Source organism: Microtetraspora malaysiensis, from assembly GCF_050947145.1.
Taxonomy (GTDB): domain Bacteria; phylum Actinomycetota; class Actinomycetes; order Streptosporangiales; family Streptosporangiaceae; genus Microtetraspora_A; species Microtetraspora_A malaysiensis.
Map to the genome: position 1 here is coordinate 5784127 of NZ_CP191998.1, position 22578 is coordinate 5806704.

Here is a 22578-nt window from a genome sequence, read left to right on the forward strand (position 1 = left end):
GTTAACGGCCGGACGAACACTTCCGGTCGGCGAGCCACGACCACCTCCCAACGTTGAAGAGGTAGCCAGCCTGACGGGTTCACCACCGGAGATCAATTACCCGTCCAAGATTCGGTGACGGGCCACTAGTGCCGTGTCAGGCCACGTTTGCCCTCTTCACGATCCGGCGTAGGCGGGGGTTATCGACGTTGCGGTTACGCCAGGCGATGTAGCGGCGGATCATGCTGCCCTGCTCGCGGTGGCTGGCATGGTCGGTGCCGTTGAGGGTGAACTCGCGCAACGCGGTGAACTGCGCCTCGATCCGGTTCAGGTAGGAGGAGTTGGTGGGCGTGTAGGCGATCTCGACGTTGTTCGCCTCCGCCCACTGGCCGACTCGCTTGTCCTTCTTGGTCGTCAGGTGCGGGCTGAAGTTGTCACACACGATCGCGATGCGAACCTCGGCCGGGTGAAGGCTGCGCAGGTAGCGGCAGAACTCAAGGAACTCGCCGCGTCGCTTGCGTTTCTTGATGTGCCCGTACATCTTGTTCTTGCCCACGTCTAACGCGGCGAACAGGTGCCGTACGCCTTGGGTGCGGGTGTAGGTGGCGCGCATCCGCGGTCGCGGATCTCGGTCGGGGTCCTTGCCCTTGCCGCCGACGTCGGTCCACTGCCTGCCGGGGCGGGGTTGCAGGTTGAGCGGCCCGAACTCGTCCATGCAGAAGATCACAGCGGGTTCGCCGGGGTCGGGGACGACCTCGCCGTCGGCGATGGCATACAGGTGCTCGATGCGGGCCTTCTTGGTCGCATAGTCCGGGTCGCGGGAGGCCTTCCAGGTCTTTATGGCTTGAAAGGAGACACTTTCCGCACGTAGAAGCTCGCGCAGGCCCTCATGGCTGATGTCCATCGACCACCCCCTCGGCGACCAGGAAGTCGGCCAGCTTGGCAAGGCTCCACCGGGAGAACGGCAACCCGTGCTCGGCAGGCTTGGACTTGGCGATCTTCTTGATTTCACGGCGTTGCGGCAGCGTGAACGTCGGTGCCCGGCCGCCCTTGTACTTGGGGTACAGGGAGTCGAATCCATCGGTATTGAAGTTATGGATCACGTCCCGGACCCGGTCTTCGCTGGTGAACGCGACCTGCGCGATCTTTGCGACAGGCATGCCCTGGGCCGACAGGAGCACCATCTGCGCCCGCCGCCAGGTCACCACCGACCCACTGCCGCGCCGTACGATCCGCAGCAGCCGGTTGCCTTCATCGTCATCGATCTCACGTACGCGAACCCGTTCAGCCACACGCAGAGTGTGAAGCGATCACGCCGACCGTGGTGGGACCTTGATCGGCGTGTCACCACGAAACAGGGCAAACCCAAGCTGATGCGGCACTAGCTGCCCGCATGATCGGCCGGTTCCTTGACTCCGGGCACCGCGCGGACTGGGTGGCGGGGGACGAGGTCTACGGCGGCAACCCGAAACTGCGGTCCGCGCTGAAAGAGCGCGGGGTCGCCTACGTGCTCGCCGTCGCCTGCTCCCACGAAGTCACCACCGCGGCCGGGAAGTTCCGAGCGGATGCCCTGGCCGCCAAGGTGCCCAAGCGGGCCTGGCAGAAGCTATCGGCAGGGGCCGGCGCCAAGGGGCACCGGGCCCGCCACGCGAGCGGCCATCAAGAAGGACCAGGCCGCCAACCGACAGAAACTCTGGCTGCGCGACCCGGTCACCTGACCTACGAGCGTCGGCACCACGCGCTCGCGCGCTGATCATGCCTCAGGGCAGGAGCGGGGGTCATCGGAGTCGGATTCCGGCTCGATCGCATTGGCCAGCACGGTGTCGGCGTGCCGGTGGGCCCACTGCCCGAGCGCGTGGATCGGGATCAACAGGTCCCGGCCAGGTCCGGTGAGCTCGAAGAACTGTCGGACACCGCCGGCCGTCTGCACTCCTTCGTCCGACGGTCGGACGTCACGGAGCACGAAGTCGTCCGCTTCATCGAGCGTCGCATCCTCGACTCCCCACTGCTGACCCCGGGCAGCGCCCGCTCCATCGGTCGCTGAGAAGCGGATGCCGACCGCAAGCCGGGGCTCCCGGCCGGGGACCGTACGCTCTCGCACAGCGCCAGCAGGCCGATGACGGGCTCAAGCTCGTTGCGCCCGCAAGCATGTGCCCGTGATCACGTACCAGACACGTACCGATCATGGGCTCCTACAATGGGCGGCTCCTCCAGTTCCTCAGGGGTCGCCACCCGCCACTCACCGACCCGCACACCGTGATGGCGCAGGTGCTGGTCCACCGGCACGTGGAGCTCCCTCAGCGACTCATCGAGAGCGGCCAGATGCTCGAACTCCTCCGCGGCCATTCGGCTTCACCGGCACCTCGTTCGTCGTCTCCCCCGCGCATGGCCTCACCGTGGTCCTGCTGACGAACGCCGTCCGCCCCGTCCGCAGGCGCACAGGAATCCGTGATCTCCGCGCTGCTGTGGCCGCTGAAGCACTACGGCTAGGGTCTCAAGCATGAAACCTGCGGATATCTCCCTTTTGCATGCTCTCGGCGCGCCGACGATCTCGCCCGACGGGAAGTATGCGATCGTCGCCGTGACCCGGCCCGACCTCGAGGCCGACGAGTACCGCGGCGGCCTCTGGCTGGTCCCGACGGACGGCTCCGCCGAGCCGCGCCGGCTGACGAGAGGTCCGCGCGACGGAGAGCCCGCATACTCCCCCGACGGCGCCTGGCTGGCCTTCGTCCGCGGCGGCGACGGCGCCAAGCCGCAGCTCTACGTTATGCCCACCGGCGGCGGCGAGCCGCGGAAGGTGACCGACGAGCCGCTCGGCGTCAGCGAGCCGGTGTGGAGCCCCGACTCGCGGCGGCTGGCCTTCGTCGCGCGTGTGCCCGAGGAGGGCCGGTACGGCGAGAACAAGCCGGAGAAGGAACGGCCGCGCCGTATCACCGGCTTCAAGTACCGGCGGGACAACCTGGGCTTCTTCCTCGACCGGCGCTCTCACGTCTTCGTCGTCGACCCCTTCGCCGAGGAGCCCTCGGCCACGCAGATCACCGAGGGCGACTTCGACCACGACGGGGTCACCTGGAGCCCGGACGGCGCGCTGCTGGCGTTCGTGGCCGCCCGCCATGACGAGCGCGGCAGCACGCTCACCAACGACGTGTGGGTGAGCGCCCCCGACGGTTCGGACCTGCGCCGCGTGACCGCCACCGACCTGGCGGTGGCCGCACCGCGCTTCACCCCGGACGGCGACGCCCTGTGCTTCCTCGGCGCCGGCGCCGGCCCCGAAGGCCGCCACCTGGTCGCCAAGAACTTCGGGCTCTGGCTGATGCCGCTCGCCGGCGGCGCGGCCCGCCGCCTCACCGACGAGGAACGCTTCCACCTCCCCGTCACCCCGTACGTCCCCACCGCCGACGGCGTGCTCGTCACCGTGGAGAACCGGGGCGCCAAGGACCTGCTGCACGTGCCGTACACGGGCGCGGAACCCACCGTCCTGATCAACGGCCCCCGCGAGGTCGACGCCGTCGCCCACGCCGCCGACGTCACCGTCGTGGCCGTCGCCGACGCCCGTACCCCCGGCGAGCTGGTCGCCCTCCACCAGGACAAGGAGATCACCCTCACCTCCTTCGGTCCCGGCCTCGACGTACTCCCCGTCGAGGAGGTCACCGGCACGGCCCCGGACGGCTACCCCGTACACGGCTGGATCGTCCGCCCTGCCGGCGAGGGGCCGCACCCCGTGCTCCTCATGATCCACGGTGGCCCCTTCGCGCAGTACGGCTGGCACGTCTTCGACGAGGCCCAGATCTACGCCTCGGCCGGTTACGCGGTCGTCATGGGCAACCCTCGCGGCTCCTCCGGCTACGGACAGGCGCACGGCCGGCACATCTTCGGCGACGTCGGCCGCCTGTCGGCCCTCGACCTGCTGGCGCTGTTCGACGCCGCCCTGGCCACCGGCGGCCTGGACGCCTCCCGCGCCGGAGTGCTCGGCGGCTCGCACGGCGGCTTCATGACCACGTGGATGGCTGCTCACCACGGCGACCGGTTCAAAGCGGCGATCAGCGAGCGCGCGGTCAACGCGATCGACAGTTTCCACGGGAGTAGTGACATCGGGTGGTCGTTCGCGCGCGACCTGTACGGCGAAGACCCGGCGCGCTGGGTGGAGCAGAGCCCTCTCACGCATGCCGACAAGATCGACAAGCCGTTTATGATCATCCACTCGGAGCATGACTGGCGGTGCCCGGTGGAGCAGGCGCAGCGGTTGTTCGTCAAGCTTCAGTTGCGGGGGGTGGAGACGGAGCTGCTGCTGTTCCCGGGGGAGGGACATGAGTTGTCCCGCTCAGGGCTTCCCAGCCATCGGGTGGCCCGCTTCGACGCCGTCCTCGACTGGTGGGGACGGCACCTGTAGGGGTTACCACGCCGGACGGCCTGACTCCGCGGCTTGATCACGTACGAGAGACGTACAGACACCGGCACGTACCTCACGTTTCCGCAGGTCGGAAGCATGAATCCGTCCGGTCTCCGGACCCAGGCCTGGGCGCTGTCGGCGGTGGCCGTGGCGCCCAGGCTGCTCATTGCCCTAGAGGCGAGCAGCAGGATCGCGGCCACGACCCCTCTCGCGAGGCCGTGCCCGCTGCGGCCTCGCCAGCGCCGCGGCCGCTGGGCCACCGGCCGGCTTCATCCGTCGTCATGCTCACCGAACAGGGTGTCCCACTCCCAGGTTCCCAGTAGCGGGCGCGCGCAGTACCACACCATGAAGACGACGACCGCGGAAGACACGACCCCACCGAGGACATCGCCCTTGAGGAACAGGGCGACCGCCATCACGACCATCAGCAAGATGAGCGGTATCAGGACGACGAGGCTGAGCACGATCACGACGCGGCGTATGCCGCCCACGATCCCTTTCGCGGAATCCAATACTCTCCCGGAGAGCGTCCTGCTCCGACCGAGATAGCGGCGCGCGCCCTTCGAATCCGTACGGTATGCCGCCGGCGGCAGGAGGAGGAGAAGGAGGCGGGCCCGCGGCCGTCCCAGGGGGCCATGGTTGTCCCGGGCGCCTTGGTCCTACCGGCGGCGAGGTTCCGGCTGGAGCCGACGGCGGGGGGACCTGTCCCTGTGTGGGCCTGACCTTGCCCAACGCGGTCCGCAACCCCAGCCAAATGAAGGCTGCCGCGCCGTACCACAGCGCGACCGACATTATCCACCGAGGCGACCAATACAGCGCGCCCAGCACGCACGCCCCCGCGGCCGCGGCCGACAAGAGCCCCAGGCCCCATCGGTATTTCAGCACTCCTACCTCCAACGGATGCGGGAACAGTAGGTAGGACCCGCGGGCAGCCCCTGCGGTTCGGCCCAATCCGACCCAAAGTTCTGACAGGGTTCCCGTGTTCACGGTGATTCGCTCGATGAAGGACGAGCCCGACTCCACATTCGCGAAGGAGGCGTCCGGCGAGGGCCTTGAGCACCCGTGCCACTCGTCGGGGTGAACACGGCGCCGCCGTCCATCGGACCCGACTACCGATAGAGCCGCAGACGCCAACGGTTGAAACGACCAGATGGCGCCCCACGTCATCGTGAGACCAGCGGCAGGAAGACTCAGCGCAGACCCATCTGCGCTCGGATCATTCGGTCGAGGACCCGGTCGGGGAGGATCCTGACGAGCCAGGCCATGGCGGTCGCGTCGCCGGCCGACGGTGTAGCGAGTACGCGGCCGCGGCGCACTGATGGCACGGGAGATGACGGCGCACGAACCCTTGACCCCCAGGACGCAGGGGTAGGCGTTTTCTCAGCTCAACGGCCTTCAGGCAGCCATGCACGACGTTTAGCGACGTGAAGGTTGTTCGGCTACGCGCATGACGTGTGGTCCCCGGATGGTCCCCAGGATCGCTGCACAGCACCCCGCTGTTCCAGGCCCGCGCTGTGCTCGACGCGGGGCTAAGTCATGCCGAGCCCGGACGGACGTCCCGGGTTGGGCCTCGCATTCGCTGGCGCTTGCCTCCGGCTGATTCGCAGATCATGATCCGTCCATGCTCACCCTAGTCTTGCTGCTCCTGCTCCTGGCGGGCTTCATCTGCCTGGTCCTGGCTATCTTCAATGACCGCCTCCGCATGCAACTGGTAGCCGCCGGCTTCGCATGCTGGATCCTCACCGAACTGATCAAATTTATAAGCGCAAACCTGGTGTGATGCCCGTGCGCGGCCAGGGCCTCGCCCGCGGCGGGATCACTTGTGGTCGTCCGATTAGCCCATGATCATGACTTGGGAAGACGCCCGAACCACCGCGATGACCTGGCGTTGGTCGTCTCGATGGTTCTCGGTATTTCGCACCCGAGCACGGTGTCATGTGCCCTGGATGTGCCCTCGGCCCAGCGGCCAGACCGCCGTCATTTCCCGGTCACGACCCATGTCCGGGGCTTGCTTCACCAGGCTGGAGTCACGCCGCCCGAGGGGACATCATCCGTGGGTGTGGCCGCGATCGCGGTGTTCCGGATCTGCGATGGCTACGGTTCAGTGCGCAGTGCCCTTGTCGACGGGCACGCGCATCAGGGCGTCGTTGCCGGACGCCGGACGGTTCGTGACGGCCACGCTCGGTTCGACGAGCTGGCTGGTCTTACATCGAGCGGCAGGTTCGTGAAAGCGTGCGCGGAGCGTCGAAGGCATGCTGGGCTGCCTCGTTCACTGTCGTGGGATTCGGGGGCGTCTTCATGCAGGCTGTGGTGATCGTCGTGGTGGCGGTCTTCTTTCTCGGGATGGGTCTGTTCGGGTTGGTCGCGCCCGCAACGCTGATCAGGCCGTTCCGGATGATCGCCGACTCGTCCGAGGCGCGCAGTGAGGTCCGGGCGGTGTACGGCGGTTTCGGAGTGGCTGTCGGCGGACTGTTGCTGATGTCGCTTGCCGACGCGGGCGGGATGCGCACAGGTGTGGTCGTCACCGTCGCCGTGTCCCTGCTGGGCATGGCCATTGGGCGGTTGGTGGGACGGGCGGTCGAGCGGCCGGCGGCGTTCTATCCCGTCTGGTGCTACTTCTGGGTGGAGGTCGCCGCCGGAAGCACATTGCTGGCCAATGTCACATGACGGCGTCAGGTGACGGGTCCAGGCAGTGGATCGCCAGGTCCTGGGAGAGCAGGGCGCTGGGCCTGAGGCCGAACATGGCCTGGAACGCGGTGCTCAGGTGGGACGGGCTGGCGAAATAGCCGTCGGCCGCCGCTCGGGTGAGGTTGTGTCCCGCCGCCAGCGCCCGCGCGGCCCGGTGCATCTGCGACCACAGCCGGTAGCGGCGGTACGACGTACCCGTGCCGTCCCTGAACAGCCGTAGGAAGCGTGACTCCGACAACCCCAGCTCGGCGGCCAGCCGCGCGGCGGGCAGCGGCTGGCCAGCGTCGATGAGCCGTCGGGTCGCGGCCGTGATCCGCGGGTCGGCGTACGACGTCGTGGCGTGGCCGATGGCCTTGGTGATCCAGGCGGTGACCTGCAGGGCGGGAGCGTGCGAGGACAGCTCCGCCGCCCCGGCGAGGAGGTCGTCCTCGTGCCGGTGCTCGGCCAGGATCTTCTCCTCGCCGCTGGTGAAGCTGGTGCGGCACGCCCGGTCGTCCGCCGAGCGAGGGTCGAGGTAGAGGAACACTATGTGGTCGCCGGACGCCGTGAGCTGGTGACGTACCCGAGGAGCGACGAGCGCGGTGCGCGCACGCCGTTCGCCACCGGGCACCAGGCGAACGGTGAAGGGCGCGTCCACGCCCACGGCCAGGCACGCGACCGCGCCGGAGTGCGGTCCCAACCGCAGGGACGGCCCGGAGTACAGGGCGCGGCCCGGCAACAGCCACACCACGGCTCCCGCGGCGCGACGGGTTCGTGGAAGCTCCGGCATCAATGTCTCCTGCAGGCTGAGCGGAAATCCAAGAACGTTTAAAGGAGGATACGGTGCGCTCCGCTGCCCGCTCAGCTCCGCCCTGCTGGACACATAGGGGGCCTCCGCCACCTCGATGGTAGGGAATACCCCACTTCGAGAGACATGCACGCATGACTGATCGTGAGCGATCTTCCTGCCACATTAAAGGCATGACGAAATTACTCGCCGCTGCGGTCGCCGGGGCCCTGATCGTTGCTCCTGTCGCCCCCGCCTTGGCCGCCGCCGGAACGCCCTCGCCGCAGTCCCGCCTTGACCTCCTCACCACCGAGGACGGCATGGCGGGCGCGTTGAGTCAGGTGCGAAGTCCGGGCGGTGCGACCGTGACCCGGCGTTCCGGCACCGCGGAGCGGGACACCGAGCAGCCGATGATCGGTCCCAAGGGCCGGTTCCGGATCGCCAGCATGAGCAAGCCGATCATGGCCGCCACCGTGCTGCGGCTGGTCGACCAGAAGAAGATCGACCTTGACGCCACGGTGGAGCGTTACCTGCCCGGGGTCCTGCGCGGCACCGGCGACGGCGCCGCGATCGACGGGCGGAAGATCACCGTCCGGATGCTGCTACAGCAGACCAGCGGCCTGCCCGAGTACGTCAACGCGATCCCATGGAAGGAGCCGTTTCCGGACTACCTGCAGGTAGCGCTGACGCTCAAGCCCACGCCCCGTGGATCGTTCGCCTACGCCAACACCAACTACCTGGTCGCCGGAATGATCACGACCGCGGTGACCGGCAAGGACTTCCGCGAGGCGAGCCGGGACCTGATCCTCAAGCCGTACGGGATGCGGGACACGTACTGGCCGGCCAAGGGCGACTACGGCATCCGCGGCCCGCACGCCCACACCTACGGGGTACACCCGGGCCATCCACAGGATGGCGAGGTGGATCTGACCGACCAGCTGCCCACGTATGAGTTCGGACCCAGCGGCGGCCTCATCTCCACCCCCGAAGACCTCAACCGGTTCTGGAGCAAGGCCCCGCTGGGCACGATGATGGCCAGGACGGTGCCGGTCGAGCAGGCCGGCTGGCCCGCAGGCGCCCGCTACGGCTACGGCGTGACCCAGATGAAGTCGAGCTGTGGCTACGCCTATTTTCACGGCGGCGACATGCCGGGAGCTTCGGTGCTCAGCGGGCGGGATCGGGCCGGGCATGCGGGCACCGTCTACGTCACCGGCGTCGCCGACACCCCTGGGAAGCGGCAGCACCTGATCGACGCCTTCATCGCCGCGATGTGCGACCGCTGAGCCCGGGTGCCGAGGCGGGCCGCTTCAGCTCAGCCCCGAGGCATCCAGACAGCGACCCGACCAGCCGGCTTGTAAGGATGCCGAGTCCGGCGAGCTGCTCATCCCGAGCGGTGCGGTGCACGAGCTGCGCGAGGGGTTGTGCCTCGGGGAGAGGTGGCGGCAACCTTGGCCGGGTAACTGGTCCAGCTTCTCATCGGCGAACTGACGGCGAAGTTCGTCTTGGGCTCGGCTCGGGCGTTACGCCAGCGCACATAGGTACCGGTCGCCGCGTTCTGCTCATCATGACTGCGGTGGTCGGTGCCGTTCAGCACGTAATACCGCAGCGCAGGCTGCGATCCGCGCGCAGCCGCCCCCGCATGCCCGGGATACAGCACTTCACCTGGCGCAACGGCCCTCGCGGAGAAGACGGATCGAGAATCGATCACAAGAAATCACGCGGTGCATCCAGGCCAAAGAAGCGAATAAAGGCTCAATCACGAACTCTCCTCAATAATACGCCTCTCCTCTTCAAATATTTCCACCTCTACCGGCAGATCGTCAAAATATCCGTCCCAAAAGCCGATCGAAAGCCATCGGCTAGGCGCCAGTTCCACTATCCCCGAACCATCAACCGTCACCACCCAGTTTGGAGGAATTCTTTTCGAAGTAGTAACGAACATCACAGAATCGAACAAACCTGGTCGATCATCAGAATCTCCTACGAGCTGAAACCTGACCGGACCATCCGGAGATGCCCGCAACGACAGAACTGTATACTCTTTACCAATAGTCAACCAGGGACTGGAGTCTAGCTCCTCACCCGTGGTGGAACTTATGATCTTGATGCATCGAACTTTCATCCAGACCCCCTAATTGAACGATATGTCGTCCATGTTCATCTTGAAATTCTTATGCCGTCAGACCGGAACATGAATACAGCAACCTCTCCGCCAATCTGCGCTTTTAACCTTGCCCCAGTGGCAATGCTTTGCGGATTTTCGGGATTCCCTCTAGTCGCAGGTGGGCCAAATTCCATAGATTCGGCCACGGCGAATACTCCAGCCATGCTACCAAGGCAGACCAGCAGTCAGCCAGATCAGAATTAGGACACCAATTTGTGAAACGCGCCGCGAATTCTGGATTGTCTGCGTCATGCTTTGCCTTTGCTTTCACAGCCGCCGCTGCTGCTTTCTCAGCGGCCTATTTCTTCGCTTGTTCGTCCAACCAGCCCTACGCCGACATACCCTAGGTAAGGCAAGTTTCCGGGATACTTAAAAATGCCATCAGGAAACGTCTTGCTGTCCAATCCGGCCGCCCATGCTGCAAGTTGTACCAAGAACGCCGCGCCAAACATAAGGGCGATGCCTGCAAATAGCCCCTTGCTGAATATATCTTCCAGTCGACCCAGTAGCCAAAGAAGCTTGGAACCAAACTCGAGAACCTCGCGCTCATTTAGGTTCGTCATACCGCAATGATGCGACCACCATCCGGACCTGTACATCGGATGTTGCCGAATTGTGCTTTCAGGTATCAAGGCGGCGGCGCTCCGCGCCGCCTCGCGGCCGGGCATGCGGCCTGGGGCCGGTCGGCCGCCAGCAGCTCGGGCCGCTGTCATGTCGCGGCACCACCCTTCCCGGCGAGATCACCCGACTACAGCTCGTCAGGGTCACTTATCGCGCAGGAGACGAATGCTTACCAACGCACATGGTCACGCCAGGGCCGCTCTGCTGTCCGGAAAACGCCAAAACCCCGGCCAGCTCAACCAGCCACCGAGGGCAAAGGTTAAAGATCAAGCTGAGTCATCGAGTCAGTAGACGACACCGGGGAACGGCCCGTATTGGCCGTCTCCGCAGAAGCCGTGCCGAGCAACGGTTCCGGTCGGCTTGGATCCCCAGCCAAGGCCGGCGAACTCGATAATCGAGATCTCCCAGTAAGGTGGATCGTCCTCATCTATGTACTCTGGAGGACCCCCGATATCTGGTCGATAGAGCGTCAACAGCAGACGCTCGCTGCCATTCCTCATGAACAGGCAGGCGAATGACCGCTCAATGACGTCGCCTGACCGGAACTCCACACGCAGAGGCCGGTGGACGTCCGACCCGAAGCGGTTGATGAGCCAGGCTGCGGCCTTGCTTTGGTCTGGAGTAAGCGGGCGGCGTGACGGATCCCCAAGCGTGATGCCATCAATCTGTCGATCGCGTAGGCCCCGGATGAACCGCGAAACCGTCGACCTTTGCTTCTCCGTCCCGCCCGAATAATCGACCCCCGACGGGGTTGCGGGTGTGCCGACTCCGGTTGCAGAGTCGGCGCACCCACCCATGGCCGCGAGTAGTACGCTGCAGATGAGCATCCTTGAGGCAGCCGAAAATCCCATTGTGTTACCAGTTTAGCCTGGCGAACGACACCTTTTGGGTGCCCATACGCTCAGCGAGATTCATGTACCCACCTGTACCGCCAGGGGCTGTGCTGCGCTGCGCGAAGAGGATCTTGTCGTACCCGGGGGCGCCCGGGAGGATCTTGGTCACGATCGCGCGTCCCCAATCCGTCGAGCCTTGTGCTCCGCAGTCAGTTCATCAGTTCCGGATCGGCGACCTCACACGGACTTGTCATCCCTCCGTGTCTCATGCCTGATCGCCAGCCGAACCGCCCAGTAGATGAGGAAGAACAACACCACTGCTGGAACGACCCAGAGCACCGACAAAATCAGCAATTCTGCTGCCCCAAATACCATTTGACCCTCCACATAGGGGAGGACAAGTGTGCCTGATCTACCAATCAAGGTCTACCAATTCGCCCAAAGCTGAGCTGACCGCGAGGCGGACGGTTGTAACGCCTCCGGCGGGGGCCTCGGCTCCGGGATGGTCGCCGCAAGCAGGAGCCCGAGTCCGTAGCTGGCTGAGGTGGAAGCCTGATCATCCCGCCAGCCACGACCCACCGCGAAGCGGCATAAGATGATCGAAACCGCGCCGGGCCGCAGGTCAGAGAACCACTCCCCCATCAAGATCGTCCTCGACGAGGGCGACCGCATCCTGTTGTGCCGCCACGCCATTCCAAAGCCGACCGGCACGGTGGTCGTGTGGGCGGCTCCCGGTGGAGGCATCGAGCGCGACGAGACGCCGCTTGCCGCGCTGCGACGCGAGCTACATGAAGAGGTAGGGCTGGCGGTCGATTCCGACCCGCCCCATGTGTGGCACCAGCAGGTTGTTGCCCCCGGGCTCGCGTCAGGTTACGACGGCGTGGTCAATGACTATTTCCTTGTCCGCACCCCGTCATTTCAGCCCCGCGGTGCAATGTCCGACGACAAGCTCGCTGCTGAGAACATCGACGGCTTCCGCTGGTGGAAGCCACAGGACATCGCCAACTACCGTGGTTCTGAGTTGTTCTCACCGCGCGACCTGGCGACACCACTGACAGCGCTGATCGCCGACGGGGCTCCAGCCAGACCGGTGCAGCTCGGTCTGTAGGCCAACGTCCAGCTGCTCCTGATGCTGGACAGCCCCGTTATTGGGTTTGAGTCGCACCTGTTCCTCTGCGTCTCACCTGTTCGAGCTCATGGTCGCAATGGACCGTCCTCCCCAGGCCGATTGCCGCGGTGTTTGTCGATGACTGACGGACAGGGCAGCGACCGCACGCCAACATTTCTCGGGGCGGGGCCTGGCCGCGAACCCGTGCCTGACCTGCTGGCGGCAGATGGCGCTGCGACGGCATCTGCCGGTTAACTCCCGGTGGCTCTCAAGCGGCTCTGGCCGCTCGCTCAACGCCTGTGTATTGGGCGGAGCGGTCGGCTGTCGCGTTGGGAGAATGCGCCGAGCACGACGTGGGCGATGCTGGGACGTGGCGGCGGGGTGTCGGTAGCAGGGACTCAGGCGCTGAGCCGGGCGAGGGGATCTGCCATGGCGTCCCAGCGCGCGATGAGCGCGGCGTCCTGCGCCCGGTCACCGCGCATCTCCTCGGGCGAGACGGCGTGTGCGTTGTGCTCATCGTAGCCAGGGTCACCGGACTGTAGTTGGATGACGCCGTCAGCGTGCACGTACGGTGATGGTCCTCCCACACTCTCGGAGTCGCCCCATGGCCACCCCGCACGAGCACCTCACCCGCCAGGCACGCGCCCACATCGGCGCCGACGACGTCGCGGGCGCCTCAGCCCTCCTGCAGTACCGCGAGGAACTCGCACAGAACCGCCGCGCCCGGCTCATCTGGCGCGCAGTCAAGGCGGCCGTTCCAGCGCTCCCGCTCGGCATCCTGCTCGACTGGCGCGCAGGCCTAGTCGCCGCGCCGGCCGTCGCCGCTGGCGACTGGGCCCACACCTACCAGCGGGGCAGCTTGTCAGCCTGGCGCAAAGGCGCTGGCGGCGAACGCCGCACCGGGCGGATCCTCGCACCCCTGGCGGCCGAGGGCTACATCGTCATGCACGACCGCGCCATCCCCGGGAGCCGAGCCAACATCGACCACCTCGTGATCGGCCGCTCCGGCGTCTGGGTCATCGACAGCAAGGCATGGCATCGCCGTACGCGCATCTCCGGCCGAGCCGGAGCGCTCTGGATCGGAGGCCGCCCGGCCACATCCACCGTGCGGGCCCTGCAGTACGAGCACAGCGCCGTAACCGCTGCGCTGACACACATCAGCCGACCGATCCATGTTCACGCGCTCGTAGCCGTTCACGGCGCCAAGCTGCCGAGCTGGGGCGGCCCACTCACCGCGGGCGGCGCAACGCTCCTTCGAGCGCGTCAGATCCGGCGGTGGATCCGCAACGCGCCCGAGGTGCTCGATCACGGCGCGGCGGTCGAGCTGGCCGCGCTTCTCGACCGAGCGTTCCCGCGCTACACCCAAGCGGCCGGATAGCCACTTTGCGACGCCCAGGCGCCGCACCGCCCCACCTATCCTCAACCTTCACATTGCAATGCCCTCGGCTGGACGTCTGCTCGCGCGCCCCCGGACACAACGAAACGCCGCCCACCCGTCACAGGTGAGTGGCGTCGTTCGCGGTCACTCCTTCCGGCGGCCACGCGCCAGGATCTCCTCGGCGGCCCGCATCCGGTCGAGCTCGGCCTGCAGCCGCTCAGCCCGCTCCGCGACCTTGACGATCGCCGCCTACGGCCGGATCTTCAAGTCGCTGCACATCCTCAACTACATCGACGTCGACGTACGGCATGTGCAGGTCCAGCACCGCCACGTCGGGGCGCCGCCACAGCGCCTGGTGCACGGCCTCGGCTCCGTCGGCCGGGAAGCGTCCGTGCTTCGTATAGAACTTCAGCAGCAGCGCGAAGGCCAGGCGCGTGCTTTCCTGTTTGGCGTTGACCAGACCGGCCTCATCGCTGAGCACCGTCCAGTGGTCGTCCAGTTCGTCCATGCTGAGCAGCGGACGCTCCGTACCCCCTGACATCCGCGCGCGACCGCCCAACATTACGGACGGGTAGATCACGTGTACCGGGTGACCACATCACGGGAGCTTGACGGCGCTCCGCAAGAAGGAAATCCCAGCTCAGAGCAGGTTTGGCGGCTCCTCGCATGTTTCTTAACGGCACCCCAGTTCGCGGGAGACGTCAGCGGCGAACCTGTGGAGCAATGCTTGAGATCTGTGGATCGGCCGGGAAGGGGTGTACCTTCCCGGTGATCGTTTGAGGTCTCTCACGCATGGCCGACGCGCCAACGTCGGCTGGGAAGGCACACCCGATGCTCACCGTAGTCCCTGACCCCGCCGGCGGCGACCGCCGTCCGGCTGATGGCCCCGTCTCCTCCTCGCTGATCGACGAGATCGTCCGCGAAGGCGCCCGCCGGATGCTCGCCGAAGCACTCAAAGCCGAGGTCGACGCCTACATCGCCGCCTTCGCCGACCAGCGCGACGAGGCCGGGCACCGTCTGGTCGTGCGCAACGGCTACCACCAGCCGCGGGAAGTGCTCACCGCAGCCGGCGCGATCGAGGTCCAAGCGCCACGCGTCAACGACAAACGCACCGATGAGGTCACCGGCGAACGCAAGCGATTCTCCTCCGCGATCCTGCCGCCCTGGGCACGCAAGACACCGAAGGTCACCGAGGTGCTGCCGCTGCTCTACCTGCACGGCCTGTCCAGCGGGGACTTCGTCCCGGCGCTGGGGCAGTTCCTCGGCTCGTCCGCCGGGCTATCGGCACCGGTGATCACCCGGTTGACCGAGCAGTGGAAGGCCGAGCAGCGCGCCTTCGCCGCCCGCGACCTATCCGAAGTGGACTACGTCTACCTGTGGGCCGACGGCATCCACGTCAACGTCCGTCTGGAAGAGCAGCGGCTGTGCCTGCTCGTGATGATCGGCGTGCGCGCCGACGGCCGAAAAGAGCTGATCGCGCTATCGGACGGCTACCGCGAGTCGACCGAATCCTGGGCCGATCTACTGCGTGACTGCAAGCGTCGGGGAATGCGCGCCCCGGTCCTAGCAGTCGGGGACGGCGCGCTCGGGTTCTGGGCTGCGCTGGGTGAGGTGTTCCCGCAGGCCAGGGCTCAGCGCTGCTGGTTCCACAAGATCGCCAACGTGCTCGCGGCTCTACCGAAATCCGCTCAGCCAGGGGCGAAGAAGGCCTTGGCGGAGATCTGGAACGCCGAGGACAAGGACCACGCCCACGCGGCGGTGAAGGAGTTCCAGGCCGCCTACGGCGCCAAGTACGGCAAGGCCGTGGCCAAGGTCGTCGACGACCTGGACGAGTTGCTGGCGTTCTACGACTTCCCCGCAGAGCACTGGGTGCATCTGCGCACGACCAACCCGATTGAGTCGACGTTCGCCACGGTCCGGCACCGCACCAAGGTCACCAAAGGCCCTGGGTCCCGGGCGGCTGGGCTGGCCATGGCGTTCAAGCTGATCGAGTCGGCCCAGGCCCGCTGGCGCGCGGTCAACGCTCCCCACCTCGTCGCCCTGGTACGTGCCGGGGCGACCTTCATCAACGGCAGGCTCGTCGAACGTCCCGACGATCAGCCCTCACCGGCAGCTGCTTAGAAACTCGTGATCCACAGGTCTTGACGATTGCTCAACCTGTGGCCCGTGCCTCCATGGCACGCAGCGTGTCGGCGTCGGCCTCCAGTGTGGCCGTCATGGTGTTCAAGAACTGTTGCTCACCTAACTCGCGGTGGAGCGAGCTCCGAAGACCTCCGAAGCTCGCTCATGGGCGCTGGCTGCTAGTTGTAAACCGACGCTCTGGAAGAGCAGAGGCCACTGCACCAGATCTTGAAGTAGTAGCGGCTGGACAGTCCCCGGGTGACGTTTCCGCAGGTTTGACCAGCGTTAGTGCAGGTGTATTGGGGCCCGACTTTGACCCCGCTCACCGCGTCGTACAGCTGGCCGGTGGTGTTGTTGCCAAGGCCGTCTACCAGGATCTGCGTACTGATGAAGCCGTTGTAGGCCGTCACAGTATTGGTGGTGCACCCGCCGGAATTCCAGGGAACCACGCAACTGGCGGCGGGAGCCGCGCTGGCCGCCGTCGGCAAGAGGGTAGAGGCGGCGACCGCCAAGCCCACGGCTACAGTTGCGAGATGGATCTTGCGCATGGATCTCTCCTTCGTGAGCCCTCGCTAAAGGGCGATCCGCGACTTTGTGCCGCGGAAGTCAGGGTGTGGAGTGGTTGATCTCTTTCGCCCGGTCGAGTGCCTCGCGCAGCGGCCGGGCGTGGGTCCGGAGGCTGGCCGCGTAGGGCCCTCCACCTTGGGCTGGTATTCGGCTCGCAGCGCACGCAAGGTCGAGGTCAGCAAGATGGCGCGCGCGCAGCTGGCCTCTGCCACGGCGCTTGTCCCCGTAACCGCTGAAGACGATCCCGGAGCAGCAGCCCTCAGGGTCGGCGTAGGCGGGCCCCACAAAGTACGACCAGAGTCCCGGCCAGCGCGAAGATGGTCTCTCAGGCGGGACAGTCGTTCCAGGCGATCCCGGGCCGACGGACCAGGCCGCGCGAGACGGTGAGCAGCCTGGCCACGGCCCGCTCTACCTCTTCCAAGGAAGGGCCCTCGCCACCAGAGAGGACGATCTTCCACAGGTTCGTCAGACCGGGACAAAGGTGGATGGCGACTACTCGTTGCAGGGGTACTTCGAGGCGTTGATCCAGTCGATCTTGAAGACTTCTTGCGCGTAGGACCAAGCCCTTATGCCGGCCGCGGGGTTGCCGTCTTCTGCTCGGTGAATGCAAACCGTCCCCGTGAACTGGTCGCCTATGGTGTGCGTACCGAGGGCGACATGATCCTCATACTCCGGGAATCCGTAGTTGAACACTGAGCGGACGGGCCGGTACGACGGGCTGGACATGCTGGACTCCCAGTCCTCGCCCCGCCCAATCCCGATCTTCGTTGCCTCGGAGGGGACCGCTGTCGAGTACATGCAGATGTCGCCTCGCGCGCAGCCGTACATGCGATCGGGAAGGCTTGCCGCGCTCGCAGGTGACGTGAACGCCAGCCCTGCCAGAGAGATGGCAGCGACGGCAGCCGGAATGAACCTTCTCAGCATGTGATCTCCTCGTTCGTTGCCTGAGCAAGCCCAGGTCGTGAAAGGCCGGCCCGCCGAACAGGTAACGGCAGGCAGGGGCCAGTCTTGGTGGCTGGTGGATTGTCTGGAACCCCGATTCGCCCCCTGAACAAAACTTGATCACCCCCACAGGGCTGGGTACGTTGTGCTGGTTTTGCCGCATATCGGGGATATGGGGGATCGTGTGGGGCGTCGTGAACGGCCGGTCGACCCGGCGGACGGCCCGATAGCCGCCTTCGCCGTGGAGCTGCGCAAGCTACGCCGGCAGGCGGGTGGCCCGTCCTATCGCGCGATGGCGGCGCGGGTGCCGTGCTCGGCCGCCACGCTGGCGCAGGCCGCCGCAGGAGACAGATTGCCGACCCTGCCGGTCACGCTGGCCTACGTGCAAGCGTGCGACGGGGACACCCAGCAGTGGCGGACCCGCTGGGAGGAAACCCTCACCGCCGTCCGTGAGGCGACCGCCTCGGGCGGCGACGCGGCCTGGGCGCCGTATCGGGGGCTGGCCAGGTTCGAAACAGCCGATCAGGCGTACTTCTTCGGCCGGACCGTGGTGGTCGACCGGGTGGCCGAGCTGGCGGACGCGCATCGTCTGGTCGTGGTGGTGGGCCCGTCGGGCTGCGGCAAGTCCTCCCTGTTGCGTGCGGGGCTGGTGCCGTCGCTGCGGCCGCGCGCGGTGCGGGTGGTGACACCGGGTGCCCACCCGCGGGCGGTGCTGCCTGAGGCTGCCGTGGACGAGGTGATCGTGGTCGATCAGTTCGAGGAGACGTTCACGCTGTGCCAGGACCCGGACGAACGGCGGGCGTTCATCGACGCCCTGGTCGCCGCAGGCGAGGGCGATCAGGGCAGTCGGGTGGTGCTGGCCGTACGCGCGGACTTCTTCGACCACTGCGCGCGCCATCCCGCACTGATGGAAGCCGTCCGGGGCTCCACGGTTCCGGTCGGCCCGATGAGCCGATCCGAACTGCGTGAGGCGATCACCAAACCGGCCGCGGCCGCCGGGCTGATCGTCCAGCGCGAACTGACCGCCACCATCATCGAGGAGGTGGCGGGCGAGCCCGGCGGGCTGCCGCTGATGTCGCACGCGCTGCTGGAGACCTGGCGGCGCCACCACGGCAAGGCGCTCACGCTGGCGGACTACGAAGCCACGGGGGGCATCCACGGCGCCGTCGCCAACACCGCCGAAGACCTCTACGCCGGCCTCACGCCCACCGAGCGGCAGCGGTTGCGCGAGCTGTTGCTGCGCCTGGTCACTCCGGGCGAGGTAGGCGCTCAGGACACGCGCCGCCCGGTGCGGCGTGCCGAGTTGCTCACTGTCGACCCTGAGGACCCTGGTCCGGTCCTGCTGGAGCGGTTGGCCTCCGCCCGGCTGATCACCCTGGACGACGACACCGCCGACCTGGCCCACGAGGCGCTGCTGACCGCCTGGCCGCGCCTGCGCGCCTGGGTGGAGGAAGACCGGGAACGCCTGCGCGTCCACCGCCGCCTCACCGAGGCGGCCACCACCTGGCAGGACCACGCCCGCGACCCCGGCACCCTCTACCGCGGACTCCAACTCGCCACCGCCCGCGAGCACCTCACCGAACGCCTCGACACGCTCACCCCCACAGAGCGGACCTTCCTCCAAGCCAGCACAGCCGCCCACCACAGCGCACGCCGCAGGAGCCGACTGCGCACCTTGGTCCTGTCGGTCGTGGTCACCCTCGCGCTGGTGGCAGCGTCACTGGCCTGGCAACAGAACACCGTCAGCAGCCGGCAGCAGCGCGAGGCGCACGCCCGCAGGATCAGCGGCACCGCCGAGAGCCTGCGCCAATCCGACCCGCGCCTGGCGATGCAGCTCAGCCTGGCCGCCTGGCACCTGGCCGACCTCCCCGAGACCCGCGCCGCCCTGCTGACCGCAAGCCGGCAACCCCAGCAGGACACCTTCACCGACCCAGACCCCGCCCCAGCCACCATGCGCTGGCTCAGCACCGACGGCCGCTCACTCATCAGCGTCGGCGCCTCCCACATCACCCGCTGGGACCTGGACACCCGCCGAACGATCTCCGCCGCTCCCGGCCCCGCTGGGCGGTTACCCGACGCCGCCGCGGGCATGGGCGACGCCCGCTGGTTACCCCTCCTGGATCTCCGCGCCATCAACTCGAAGGTGACGCTGTGGGACATGACCACCGGCCACCACGACCCCTCGCCGTTGGACACCACCAACCTGGGCATCAAGGTCACCCGCAGCGGGGAACAGGTCATCGTCTACCACGCGGACGGCTCCCGCTACCGCGTCCGCGTGTGGGACCTCGCCACCCGGCAGAAGATCCTGCAGGTGAGCACCCCCCGAAAGAAGTCCGGGCCGCACCACGGGACAGAGGTCCGCCCAGTGGCACGCATGCGAGGGCGGGAGGGCATTGAAACCGACGCTCCCGACGCCACGATCAGCGCGAACGGCAAGGTCATGGCGCTGTGCGTGCCCGGCGCGCCGATCCAGCTGTGGAACCTGGACGACGGCCAAAGGATCACGGCGTCCTGGGCTCCGACGCTGTCGGGCCGTCAGTGCCGGGAAGAACGCCTGTTCCTCGCCCCGGACGGACAACGACTGCTGCTGGCCGAAGACGGGCGGGTCCGGCTGTGGCACCTGCCCGACGGCAAGGAGGCCACCGCCCTCGCCGCGCCGGATGTGTATGAGGTCGGATTCAGCCAGGACGGCTCCTTCCTGGCCACGGCCGGCACGGATGAGCTCCTGGTATGGCGGTTGAGCAAGACCGACGAGCCACTGTTTCGACACCCGCTCGGCGGCGAGCTCGCCTTCGACCTCAGGATCGACCCAGCCGCCGACCGAATCCGCTACCTGGCCGGGGCACTCGCCGGTCCGATTTCCTCGACGATGACCACGGTCCGCACGCTTCAACTCAACGCCGTCGCCGACAGTGGCTGGCAAGACGAATTCGCCCACTACGCGACCTTCAGCCCCGACGGCCGCCGCCTTGCCATCATGTACGGCAACCGCGTCGAGCTACGCGACGGCACCAGCGGGCAGCGCCTGCCCGGCCCGCCGCCGCTGCCCTGCCCGGCCAGCCCAGGGCCGCTTGGATGCTTCACCATCGCCGCCTTCCGGCGCGACGGCCGGGTGCTTGCCTACGGCGACGGCGCTCAGGCCCCGTTCAGGGCATGGGTGTGGGATCTCGACGGCCAACGCGTCAGCGCAACCTCGCCTCCCCTGAAGGAGGGAGGACAGGGCCTCGCCTTCGCGGGCAACAGCCTGCTGATCAACGCAACAATTTTCGGCGACGACGCCTCCCCCCTCAACACGACCACCGTCTGGGATCCGACCAAGGGTCGCGTCTCCGCGACCGTGCCCGCCATCAGCGGCCACCTCGCCGTCGACCCCACCGAGCGACTGCTGGTCAGCTCGCAGGGGCACATCGCCGATCTCGCCACGGGAGTGCCGATCCGCCGCGAAAGCAGAATCGGTGTGGCCAGCGCGCTGGCCTTCAGCCCCGACGGACGCTTCCTCGCCGTCGGCAAGTGGAGCGGGCAGACCGCCCTGTGGGACGGCAAAGTGCGACGCTACCTCGGCACCCTCACGTCCACGACCTCGGCCGCGGACGTCAGGGCCCTCGCCTTCTCCCCGGATGCGCGCGTGCTCGCCGTCGGGATGGCCAACGGCGCGATTCAGCTATGGGACACGGAAACACGGCAGCCCATGGGAGCCCCCATCGCCACTCCCGGCGGCATCGTCTTGGCCATGGCCCTGCACGACAACGCCCTCTACGTCGCGGCCAGGCACATCCCCTACCAGCGATTCGACCTCACCCCAGCGGCCGCGGCCGCTACCGTCTGCCAGCGAGCAGGGAACGGCCTCACGCCTGAGAACTGGGCCACCTACTTCCCCGGCTATCCCTACCAGCCCACCTGTGATGGCAACGCCCGATGAAGAGATGATCGGCCGGCGCCCTGTCGGGCACCCCTGGCACCATTACCAGGCAAGATCGTTCCCGGCGGGCCCCTCCCCCATCCCGGAGCCTGCCCCGCCAGCGAGGCTGGCTCTTGGCCTTTCCGGATGGTTCACCGGCGCGGGCGTCCCTCGTCGTCGTGGTCCTGGTCCTGGTGTTGCCCATGTTGAACGGCTCGGGCGAACGCCGCGGCGTTGGCCAACCACGCACGCTCGTCCCAACCGGCGCCCGTACGGCTCGGGGTCGACTCGCTGAGCGTCGCCGCGAACACTTCCTCGGGCTCGGCGGCCCACCGTGGCGGGGCCACGGTGTTGCTCCGACTGTCGGCTCTGTCCCGTCCATCTCGGGCAGCGGTCCTCGCTCGGGCTTCCTCCAGCGCGCGTCGAACCGCGTGCCGGCTGGTCGTAGTGGCTTCGTGCTGCGCGGCCGCCGCGGCGGCCCGGGCCGCCATCCCTGCGGCGTAGCTCTGGCCGTCCTCGTCGGCGGGGACCTCGGCCCGGCGGCGGAGCGCGGCGAGGGTGCGGCCGATGCGGAACCGTGCGACCCGGGCCAGGTCGGCGGCCGATCCGGTCTGCTCGGTAAGTAACTCGACGACCTCGGATTTGGGCAGGCGGCGCAGCAGCATCCCGGACGGGCCGGCAGAGCCGGCGCCGCTGAGTGCGGACGGCCCGCAGGTCGCCGTAGTAGCAGACGCACGCGCCCCCTCCGAGCGTCTCAAGGTCTCCGGGGACGGCCAGGATCGTCGGCTCGCCTGACCGCGGGGAGCGTCGGCTGCGACGGAACCCGGCGGGGCGTCCATCCCAGTGCACCAGGCAGGCCGGGCACATGACTACAAGAGTGCCGGATACGTCAACTATCGCTCGTCCCTGTAGGAGCGATCTCCTTCACGCGTTGAGGTGGCTCCGAATCCTCTCCCCCAACCCGCCGATCACCGACGTTTCACAGAAAGGCCCGAGAGATCCGGTCCCCTCAGGAGCGCCGTCAGCTGATCAGGCAGCCAGATCCAGTCCACCTGCGGACGCCGGGCGGCGCTTTACTCGGCGCCGCTCGTCTTCGGTGGTGCCTGAGCGTGCTGCCCGA

21 protein-coding genes and 1 pseudogene are annotated in these 22578 nt (G+C 67.2%); 10 read left to right on the forward strand and 12 right to left on the reverse strand.

All coding sequences use genetic code 11. The features are described from left to right. Nucleotides 1-136: 136 nt before the first annotated feature. Nucleotides 137-883 (reverse strand): transposase, encoded by a 747-nt coding sequence (locus tag ACQP1V_RS27285; RefSeq protein ID WP_433412946.1) that lies wholly within the window; start codon nt 881-883, stop codon nt 137-139. Beyond that, nucleotides 867-1271 carry a helix-turn-helix domain-containing protein gene (locus tag ACQP1V_RS27290; protein ID WP_433412947.1) on the reverse strand — a complete coding sequence of 135 codons (405 nt, stop codon included), beginning with the start codon at nt 1269-1271 and terminating at the stop codon, nt 867-869. Before ACQP1V_RS27290 ends, ACQP1V_RS27285 begins: the two co-directional genes overlap by 17 nt. An 89-nt stretch (nt 1272-1360) precedes the next feature. Here ACQP1V_RS27290 and ACQP1V_RS27295 point away from each other — a divergent pair. Next, a pseudogene (locus ACQP1V_RS27295) lies at nt 1361-1622 on the forward strand (transposase); the annotation flags it as partial. Between the two features lie 185 nt (nt 1623-1807). After that, nucleotides 1808-2023, forward strand: coding sequence for a hypothetical protein (locus ACQP1V_RS27300; protein WP_433412948.1), 216 nt, complete (start codon nt 1808-1810; stop codon nt 2021-2023). Between the two features lie 116 nt (nt 2024-2139). Here ACQP1V_RS27300 and ACQP1V_RS27305 read toward each other — a convergent pair whose 3' ends face one another. Then, nucleotides 2140-2325: a hypothetical protein gene (locus ACQP1V_RS27305; protein ID WP_433412949.1), complete on the reverse strand. Its 186-nt coding sequence runs from the start codon at nt 2323-2325 to the stop codon at nt 2140-2142. Between the two features lie 154 nt (nt 2326-2479). On the opposite strand from ACQP1V_RS27305, the gene ACQP1V_RS27310 reads away from it, so the two are divergent. Further along, entirely contained in the window at nt 2480-4369 is a 1890-nt protein-coding gene (locus tag ACQP1V_RS27310; protein ID WP_433412950.1) for a S9 family peptidase, read from the forward strand. Between the two features lie 269 nt (nt 4370-4638). On the opposite strand, the gene ACQP1V_RS27315 is transcribed toward ACQP1V_RS27310, so the two are convergent. Then, nucleotides 4639-4881, reverse strand: coding sequence for a hypothetical protein (locus tag ACQP1V_RS27315; protein ID WP_433412951.1), 243 nt, complete (start codon nt 4879-4881; stop codon nt 4639-4641). Nucleotides 4882-5990: 1109 nt separating this feature from the next. Between ACQP1V_RS27315 and ACQP1V_RS27320 the strand changes: the two genes are divergently transcribed. Both ACQP1V_RS27320 and ACQP1V_RS27325 read left to right on the forward strand, forming a co-directional pair. Beyond that, complete coding sequence (locus ACQP1V_RS27320) at nt 5991-6149, forward strand: hypothetical protein (protein ID WP_387412098.1); 159 nt, start codon at nt 5991-5993, stop codon at nt 6147-6149. 527 nt (nt 6150-6676) lie between these two features. Beyond that, nucleotides 6677-7036, forward strand: a complete 360-nt coding sequence (locus ACQP1V_RS27325) for a DUF4345 domain-containing protein (RefSeq protein WP_387412101.1) — start codon at nt 6677-6679, stop codon at nt 7034-7036. Here ACQP1V_RS27325 and ACQP1V_RS27330 read toward each other — a convergent pair. After that, a complete protein-coding gene (locus ACQP1V_RS27330; RefSeq protein WP_433412952.1) occupies nt 7029-7826 on the reverse strand; it encodes a helix-turn-helix domain-containing protein in 798 nt (265 codons plus the stop codon). The genes ACQP1V_RS27325 and ACQP1V_RS27330 overlap by 8 nt on opposite strands. Nucleotides 7827-8017: 191 nt before the next feature. Between ACQP1V_RS27330 and ACQP1V_RS27335 the strand changes: the two genes are divergently transcribed. Beyond that, complete coding sequence (locus ACQP1V_RS27335) at nt 8018-9106, forward strand: serine hydrolase domain-containing protein (protein ID WP_433412953.1); 1089 nt, start codon at nt 8018-8020, stop codon at nt 9104-9106. 473 nt (nt 9107-9579) lie between these two features. Here the strand turns inward: ACQP1V_RS27335 and ACQP1V_RS27340 are convergent, their stop codons facing one another. Then, nucleotides 9580-9846, reverse strand: a complete 267-nt coding sequence (locus tag ACQP1V_RS27340; protein ID WP_433412954.1) for a hypothetical protein — start codon at nt 9844-9846, stop codon at nt 9580-9582. 431 nt (nt 9847-10277) lie between these two features. Continuing rightward, nucleotides 10278-10550: a hypothetical protein gene (locus tag ACQP1V_RS27345; RefSeq protein WP_433412955.1), complete on the reverse strand. Its 273-nt coding sequence runs from the start codon at nt 10548-10550 to the stop codon at nt 10278-10280. A gap of 1486 nt (nt 10551-12036) precedes the next feature. On the opposite strand from ACQP1V_RS27345, the gene ACQP1V_RS27350 reads away from it, so the two are divergent. Continuing rightward, a complete protein-coding gene (locus ACQP1V_RS27350) occupies nt 12037-12549 on the forward strand; it encodes an NUDIX domain-containing protein (protein ID WP_433412956.1) in 513 nt (170 codons plus the stop codon). Nucleotides 12550-12947: 398 nt separating this feature from the next. Here ACQP1V_RS27350 and ACQP1V_RS27355 read toward each other — a convergent pair whose 3' ends face one another. After that, the gene (locus tag ACQP1V_RS27355) at nt 12948-13115 is read right to left on the reverse strand and encodes a hypothetical protein (protein ID WP_433412957.1); all 168 of its coding nucleotides are present in this window, start codon (nt 13113-13115) and stop codon (nt 12948-12950) included. A 38-nt stretch (nt 13116-13153) separates the two neighbouring features. Here ACQP1V_RS27355 and ACQP1V_RS27360 point away from each other — a divergent pair, with 38 nt between their 5' ends. After that, nucleotides 13154-13927 carry a nuclease-related domain-containing protein gene (locus ACQP1V_RS27360; protein ID WP_433412958.1) on the forward strand — a complete coding sequence of 258 codons (774 nt, stop codon included), beginning with the start codon at nt 13154-13156 and terminating at the stop codon, nt 13925-13927. Between the two features lie 217 nt (nt 13928-14144). On the opposite strand, the gene ACQP1V_RS27365 is transcribed toward ACQP1V_RS27360, so the two are convergent. Continuing rightward, on the reverse strand, nt 14145-14435 hold the full coding sequence (locus ACQP1V_RS27365; RefSeq protein WP_433412959.1) for a hypothetical protein: 291 nt from the start codon (nt 14433-14435) through the stop codon (nt 14145-14147). 323 nt (nt 14436-14758) lie between these two features. Between ACQP1V_RS27365 and ACQP1V_RS27370 the strand changes: the two genes are divergently transcribed. Beyond that, entirely contained in the window at nt 14759-16048 is a 1290-nt protein-coding gene (locus ACQP1V_RS27370; protein WP_433412960.1) for an IS256 family transposase, read from the forward strand. A 179-nt stretch (nt 16049-16227) separates the two neighbouring features. Here ACQP1V_RS27370 and ACQP1V_RS27375 read toward each other — a convergent pair whose 3' ends face one another. Further along, nucleotides 16228-16596, reverse strand: coding sequence for a hypothetical protein (locus ACQP1V_RS27375; protein WP_433412961.1), 369 nt, complete (start codon nt 16594-16596; stop codon nt 16228-16230). A gap of 511 nt (nt 16597-17107) precedes the next feature. Continuing rightward, a complete protein-coding gene (locus tag ACQP1V_RS27380) occupies nt 17108-17539 on the reverse strand; it encodes a hypothetical protein (RefSeq protein ID WP_433412962.1) in 432 nt (143 codons plus the stop codon). A gap of 202 nt (nt 17540-17741) precedes the next feature. On the opposite strand from ACQP1V_RS27380, the gene ACQP1V_RS27385 reads away from it, so the two are divergent. Continuing rightward, nucleotides 17742-21479 carry a hypothetical protein gene (locus ACQP1V_RS27385; protein WP_433412963.1) on the forward strand — a complete coding sequence of 1246 codons (3738 nt, stop codon included), beginning with the start codon at nt 17742-17744 and terminating at the stop codon, nt 21477-21479. Nucleotides 21480-21610: 131 nt separating this feature from the next. On the opposite strand, the gene ACQP1V_RS27390 is transcribed toward ACQP1V_RS27385, so the two are convergent. After that, nucleotides 21611-22216 (reverse strand): hypothetical protein, encoded by a 606-nt coding sequence (locus ACQP1V_RS27390; RefSeq protein ID WP_433412964.1) that lies wholly within the window; start codon nt 22214-22216, stop codon nt 21611-21613. Nucleotides 22217-22578 lie beyond the last annotated feature (362 nt).

Bases quoted from the DNA above. Each gene is read 5' to 3' on its own strand.
- ACQP1V_RS27285 (WP_433412946.1), bottom strand. From the start codon at position 883: ATGGACATCAGCCATGAGGGCCTGCGCGAGCTTCTACGTGCGGAAAGT.
- ACQP1V_RS27305 (WP_433412949.1), bottom strand. From the start codon at position 2,325: ATGGCCGCGGAGGAGTTCGAGCATCTGGCCGCTCTCGATGAGTCGCTG.
- ACQP1V_RS27310 (WP_433412950.1), top strand. From the start codon at position 2,480: ATGAAACCTGCGGATATCTCCCTTTTGCATGCTCTCGGCGCGCCGACG.
- ACQP1V_RS27320 (WP_387412098.1), top strand. From the start codon at position 5,991: ATGCTCACCCTAGTCTTGCTGCTCCTGCTCCTGGCGGGCTTCATCTGC.
- ACQP1V_RS27330 (WP_433412952.1), bottom strand. From the start codon at position 7,826: ATGCCGGAGCTTCCACGAACCCGTCGCGCCGCGGGAGCCGTGGTGTGG.
- ACQP1V_RS27335 (WP_433412953.1), top strand. From the start codon at position 8,018: ATGACGAAATTACTCGCCGCTGCGGTCGCCGGGGCCCTGATCGTTGCT.
- ACQP1V_RS27345 (WP_433412955.1), bottom strand. From the start codon at position 10,550: ATGACGAACCTAAATGAGCGCGAGGTTCTCGAGTTTGGTTCCAAGCTT.
- ACQP1V_RS27350 (WP_433412956.1), top strand. From the start codon at position 12,037: ATGATCGAAACCGCGCCGGGCCGCAGGTCAGAGAACCACTCCCCCATC.
- ACQP1V_RS27360 (WP_433412958.1), top strand. From the start codon at position 13,154: ATGGCCACCCCGCACGAGCACCTCACCCGCCAGGCACGCGCCCACATC.
- ACQP1V_RS27365 (WP_433412959.1), bottom strand. From the start codon at position 14,435: ATGGACGAACTGGACGACCACTGGACGGTGCTCAGCGATGAGGCCGGT.
- ACQP1V_RS27370 (WP_433412960.1), top strand. From the start codon at position 14,759: ATGCTCACCGTAGTCCCTGACCCCGCCGGCGGCGACCGCCGTCCGGCT.
- ACQP1V_RS27375 (WP_433412961.1), bottom strand. From the start codon at position 16,596: ATGCGCAAGATCCATCTCGCAACTGTAGCCGTGGGCTTGGCGGTCGCC.
- ACQP1V_RS27380 (WP_433412962.1), bottom strand. From the start codon at position 17,539: ATGCTGAGAAGGTTCATTCCGGCTGCCGTCGCTGCCATCTCTCTGGCA.